Annotated in this window: 6 protein-coding genes and 1 pseudogene; 4 read left to right on the forward strand and 3 right to left on the reverse strand. The window is 68.0% G+C overall.

The features are described 5' to 3' along the window. Together WAW85_RS12130 and WAW85_RS12135 are read left to right on the forward strand one after the other, a co-directional pair. Positions 1-205: pseudogene (locus WAW85_RS12130) on the forward strand (ABC transporter ATP-binding protein); the annotation flags it as partial. Continuing rightward, on the forward strand, positions 202-930 hold the full coding sequence (locus WAW85_RS12135) for an ABC transporter ATP-binding protein (RefSeq protein ID WP_422559865.1): 729 nt from the start codon (positions 202-204) through the stop codon (positions 928-930). The pseudogene WAW85_RS12130 and the gene WAW85_RS12135, both read left to right, overlap by 4 nt. 23 nt (positions 931-953) lie before the next feature. Here WAW85_RS12135 and fadD1 read toward each other — a convergent pair whose 3' ends face one another. Genes fadD1 through WAW85_RS12150 form a run of 3 tightly spaced genes read right to left on the reverse strand, consistent with a single transcriptional unit; the run spans position 954 to position 4,147 of the window. Beyond that, a complete protein-coding gene (gene fadD1 / locus WAW85_RS12140; RefSeq protein WP_422559866.1) occupies positions 954-2,528 on the reverse strand; it encodes a fatty-acid--CoA ligase FadD1 in 1,575 nt (524 codons plus the stop codon). 21 nt (positions 2,529-2,549) lie between these two features. Continuing rightward, positions 2,550-3,482, reverse strand: coding sequence for an amidohydrolase family protein (locus WAW85_RS12145; protein WP_422559867.1), 933 nt, complete (start codon positions 3,480-3,482; stop codon positions 2,550-2,552). Then, the gene (locus tag WAW85_RS12150) at positions 3,482-4,147 is read right to left on the reverse strand and encodes a PaaI family thioesterase (protein ID WP_422559868.1); all 666 of its coding nucleotides are present in this window, start codon (positions 4,145-4,147) and stop codon (positions 3,482-3,484) included. The genes WAW85_RS12145 and WAW85_RS12150 overlap by 1 nt, the downstream gene beginning before the upstream one ends. Before the next feature lie 46 nt (positions 4,148-4,193). Here WAW85_RS12150 and WAW85_RS12155 point away from each other — a divergent pair, with 46 nt between their 5' ends. Next, positions 4,194-5,060: a PaaI family thioesterase gene (locus tag WAW85_RS12155; RefSeq protein WP_422559869.1), complete on the forward strand. Its 867-nt coding sequence runs from the start codon at positions 4,194-4,196 to the stop codon at positions 5,058-5,060. Between the two features lie 99 nt (positions 5,061-5,159). After that, the coding region (locus WAW85_RS12160; RefSeq protein WP_422559870.1) for a maleylpyruvate isomerase family mycothiol-dependent enzyme at positions 5,160-5,370 on the forward strand (211 nt) is incomplete at its 3' end.

Genomic DNA, 5,370 nt, shown 5'->3' on the forward strand with positions numbered 1-5,370 from the left:
AGGCACCACCATGCTGCTGATCGACCACGATATGGACCTGGTGCTCTCGGTGTGCGATCGGGTGATCGTCCTCGATCTGGGCACGCTGATCGCCGCGGGTACCCCGGCGGAGATCCGCACCGACGAGGCTGTCATCGCGGCCTATCTGGGAACACCGGCGGCTACCGAATCGGTGGCCGACCCGACCGAGGAGGTGGACGCGTGAGCGTGCTTCAAGCCACGGCACTGGATGCCGGTTACCGCAGCGATAGCCCGGTGGTCCGCGGCATCGACCTGTCTGTGGACCGGGGCGAGATCGTCGCTCTGCTTGGGCCGAACGGTGCGGGTAAGACCACCCTGCTCGAGACGTTGTCCGGGTTGCTGCCGCGACTGGGCGGCGCGGTCTCGGTGGACGGAAATCCGGTCCGGCCGGGAGATCCGCGGGCCGCGGTGCGCGCCGGTCTGGTGCTGGTGCCCGACGACCGGGCGCTGTTCCGTGGTCTCACATGCGAGCAGAATCTGCGGCTCGCGGTGGGCAGCTACCGGCGAGCCGACGTCGCCGCGGGGCTCGCGCAGGCGCGGGAATGGTTTCCGGCACTGGACAAGCGGATGAAGGTGGCCGCGGGGCAGGTCTCCGGCGGCGAACAGCAGATGCTGGCGATCGCCCGGGCGCTGCTGCAGCGCCCCAAGGTGCTGCTCATCGACGAGCTCAGCATGGGTCTGGCGCCGGTGATCGTCGAGTCCATTCTTCCGGTGCTGCGCGGGGTGGCCGCGAGCGAGGGGACGGCGATCGTGCTCGTCGAACAGCACGTCCGGCTGGCGCTGGACGTAGCCGACCGGGCCGTGGTGCTGGTACACGGGAACATCGCGTTCGAGTGCCCGGCCACCGAATTAGCCGCCGATCTGGGCCGGCTGGAAAGCGCGTATCTCGGGACGTCCGCGCCCGCTTGACCGGGCTCGCTGACTGCGGGTGGCTACGCCGGTCGGTAGGTCGTTGAGCGTGGTGCCCGGACCCACAGCTCGCCGCCCGCTGGCACGGCGCCCTGTGCTTTCAACTCCCGTTTCAGGATCTTATTGGTGGCGGTCGTCGGCAGATCGGCGGCGATACGGATGTAGGTGGGCCACGCCTTCGGCGACAAATCCTGTTGGGCGGCAAGGAATTCGGTGAGCATATCCGGCGTGAGTTCGGTGTCGTCGTTGCACACCACCGCGGCCATCACGGCGTCGCCGACCACCGGGTCGGCTGCCGCGTAGACCGCCACCCTGTTGACCGCGGGCAGCCGCTGCAGGATGCGTTCGATCGGTCCGGCGGCGAGATTCTCGCCGTCCACGCGCAGCCAGTCGTCTGTGCGGCCGGCGAGGTAGATCCACTCGTCGGCGTCCTTGTAGGCGAGGTCGCCCGACCAGTACATGCCGTCACGCAGTCGCTCGCCGGTGGCCGCGTCGTCGTTGTAATAGCCTGCAAAGAGGCCGCCGCCGGTGGTGTTGACCAGCTCGCCGATCGCCTCCTCGGCGTTGCACAGCGCGCCGGTGTGATCGAAGCGGGCCGGTGGGCATTCGGTGCCGGTCGACCGGTGGTAGACGGCGACCCCGGGGAAGCCCTTGCCGATCGAACCCGTCGGGGTGCCGGGCTCGCGGGTGATGATGATGGCCAATTCGGTGGAGCCGAAGCCGTCCCATACTGCGCAACCGAAGCGCCGGGAAAACTCGTCGATATCGCGGTCAGTGGCCTCGTTGCCGAACGCCGCGCGCAGTGGACTGTCGGCGTCGTCCGGCTGCTCCGGCGTCGCCAGGATGTAGGCCAGCGGTTTGCCGACGTAGTTCATATACGTCACGCCGAAGCGGCGGACGTCGTCGAGGAAGGTCGACGCCGAGAACTGGGCAGGCACCATGGCGGCGCCGGAGGCCAGTGCGACGCAAAAACCGCCGAGCAGTGCGGCCGAGTGGAAGAGCGGCATCGATAGATAGCAGACGTCGTCGGCGGTGATCCCGAAGCGCTCCACCAGCGGCGGCCCGGCGAACGGAATCATCATGTGCGCGAAGCGAACCGGCTTCGGATCGCCGCTCGTACCGGAGGTGAAGATCAGCATGAACGGGTCCATGGCGGCCGGGATCGAATGCGGCACCAGTGGGTCGGCGGAGCTCAGGCGGTGCGCCCACTCCGGCGCCGCGGTGTCGATCACCGTGACGCCGGACAGGTCCAGACCGTCGAGCAACGGTTGATGGGCGGCGTCGGTGAGGAGGATCTGGCAGTCCGCGCGGTGCAGATCGGCGGCCAGGGCCGCGCCGCGCCGGGTGGTGTTGATCCCGACGGTCACGTATCCGCCGAGTGCCCCGGCCGCCAGGGCGATCAGCATGGTCGGCTCATTGCCGAGGAGGACGCCGACGTGCATGGGGCGGGCCGGGTCGGCGGCGGCCAGAACAGCAGCAGCGGTGCGCTCGGCGTCGGCGAGGTATTCGCGCCACGACCACGTCCGGTCCGCAGCGATCAGCGCGGTGCCGTCGTTTTGCGCACGCTCGATCAACAGTTGCGTCACAGACTCGGCCATGAGCCGATGGTAGAACGCGTTCTAGATCGACGCTGTCGATTCGGGCCGCAGGCCGAACAGGGTGGCGGCGTTGTCGTGCAGCACCGCGCGCAGCCAGTCCTCGCCGAGGCCGAGACGTTCGCAGGCCTGCAGGGCGTGCAGATACCCGTAGGGGATGTTCGGGAAGTCCGAACCGAAGAGGACCTTCTCCGACAGATCCGCCAGCCGCGGCAGCAGATCCTTCGGGTAGGGCGCGAGGGCATCGGAGAAGTCGGTGAAACTCATCGTCGTGTCCAGGCGCACACCGGAGTACTGCTCGGCCAGTTCCGCGAAATCTGCGTATTCGGGTGTGCCCATATGCGCCACGATCAGGTTCAGCTGACCGAATCGCTGCAGCACCTGGCGGATCGGCTCGGGCCCGGTATACCGACCGGGTGCCGGACCGGAACCACAGTGGATCACCACCGGTACGCCGGTCTCGGCGAGGACACCCCAGACGTCATCGAGCAGCGGGTCGGTGGGGGAGTAGTCGCCGACCTGGATATGCGACTTGAAGATCTGCGCGCCGCCCTCAATTGCCTCCGCAACGTACTCGACGGCCCCGGGCTCGGGGTAGAAGGTGGCGGTCTGCAGGCAGTCCGGGTGACGCGCGGCGAAGTCGGCTCCCCAAGCGTTCAGCCACTGCGCCATGGCGGGCTTGTGCGGGTAGATCATCGACGTGAACCTGCGAACACCGAAGGCGCGCAAGGCGGCGACCCGTCGGTCCTCGTCGGCACGATAGGTGATCGGCCATTCGCGACCGAGCAGCGGACCGGCCGAATCGAAGTAGGCCCACACTTTGTCGAGCACGGCCTTAGGCATGAAGTGCGTGTGGACGTCGACGATTCCGCCGAGGTGCAAGCGCTCGGTGAAGGCGCGCACTGCCGCGGCCTCGTCGTCGCTGAACGGAGTCGGCGTACCGTGCTGATCAGCCATCAGAGGTCGTCGCGGGAGTTGGCGGGCTGGGGGAGGGCATCTCCGGTGGGGAGCTCGAAACCCTTGGGGCAGATCATGATTGCTTCGGCCTCGACGGTCGCCCCGTCGTCGTCGGACAGGGTGGCCCGGACAAAAGTCTTGCGGCCCTCGCGGCCGGTCACTTCGGCGCGGGCGGAGAGTGCGCCAAGCAGGGTGGGGCGCAGGTACTTCACGGTGAGAGTGCCGGTGAAACTGGGCAGGCCGTCGGTGCTGGCGGCTTCGCCGACGAGTTGGTCGAGCAGGAGCGCGGCGATCCCGCCGTGCACGCAGCCGCCCGGGCCCTCATAGGCAGCGCCGAGCACCATCTCGCATTCGGCGAGGCCCGGGCTGCGCCGGATCCGCAGCGGCGGGGCGATCGCGTTTCGTGCTCCCACCGCGGCGTTTCCCCACGGCATGCCGATGAAGGTCTTGGTGAACGGGGTGCCGAAACTGCCGGGCCGTTGTTTGGTGCGCAGGGCGGCCACCACGTCATCGATCTGTGCTTGCGCCGCGCGCAGCTCGTCGTCGGAGACCTCCGACCGGATCACCGCGTCTACCAGTTGACGGACCGAATCGGTCAGCGGTTCCACTACCGACAGGCGACGGTCGATCTCTTCGGGGCTGATGTCTTCGATACGGAAGTCCATGATGCCGACTGTAGGCCAGCGGTTCGGGGTTGATAGGAATGAGGGCATGACGATCCCGCGCCCCGATCTCTTTTCCAGCTTCGGTGTGGGCCGCCGCCCCGGTTCGGAGCTGGCCGATATGGCCGGGTGGCTGGGCCCGGGTCTGACCGACCATCGCGGCCTGATCGAGATGCCCGCGCTGACCGTCCTGTTCGACGACATCGGCGGCCTCCCGTTCTTCTTTGCCGAGGAGGGCAGCTCGGTACAGTCGCGGCTCTCGATGTCGATGCTGGCGCGGCCGGAGATCACCGAGGAACTCGATGCCACCGCGGAGCTGGTGCTGAGCGACGCCGCCTACGGGGCCACCGCAGTGCGGATCTCCGGCGCGGGCGGGCGACCGCTGTGCTTCGGCTCGGCGCGCAACGTGCGCGTCGGTCGGGAACTGGTGGTGGACGGCGATCACTTGCAGATCCCCGCCTCCACTGCCCCGGGCGGGGAGTTGTGCACGGTGGACCCCAATCAACCGGGCCGGGAGGTGGTCGAGTCGCTCGCGCATGCGTGGACGTCGCTGGGACCGCTCGGCGAGCTACTCGGCGGCGCGGTGAGCTTCGCGCGTGACGGCACCGTGCAGTTCTCCTCGACCACGGCCGAGTGGATGGCCAACATCATGGGCAGCATGCACGGTGGCGTGATCGCGGCGATCGTGGCGCAAGGGCTCTCCTATGCCGCGCAGGCCACCACCCCGGCGGGGGTCGGCTACCAGCTGATCGAGTTCAGCGTCGCTTTCCATCGCTCACCGATCGTCGACGGTCGCACCATCGTGGTGCACACGCGCCCGATCAAGGTGGGTCGCCGCCTCGGTGTCTTTGCGGCGGAGCTGTACGACGGGGCCAACCTGCTCGCCTCCGGAACGGCCGACGTCCGCTTCGACTGAACGTCACATCAGCATGTCGCTGGCCACTGCGCGCCGCCGCCCGTAAATAAACAATCATTCATGATTGCTTTTTTTAGGCCGGGGTGTCACAGTCGAGAGATGGCTCGCATCGACCACATCGTGTCCGCGCTGGACGCGGAATCGGAAGCGCTGGACGCCGTCGTGGCGGAACTGACGCCGGAGCAGTGGGCGATACCCACACCGGCGCAGGGGTGGACCGTGGCGCACCAGATCGGGCACCTGCTGTGGACCGATCGTGTCTCGCTGCTCGCCGTCACCGACCCAGACCGCTTCCAGGCCCACTTGGCAC

Source organism: Gordonia sp. (in: high G+C Gram-positive bacteria) (assembly GCF_049299075.1).
GTDB lineage: Bacteria > Actinomycetota > Actinomycetes > Mycobacteriales > Mycobacteriaceae > Gordonia.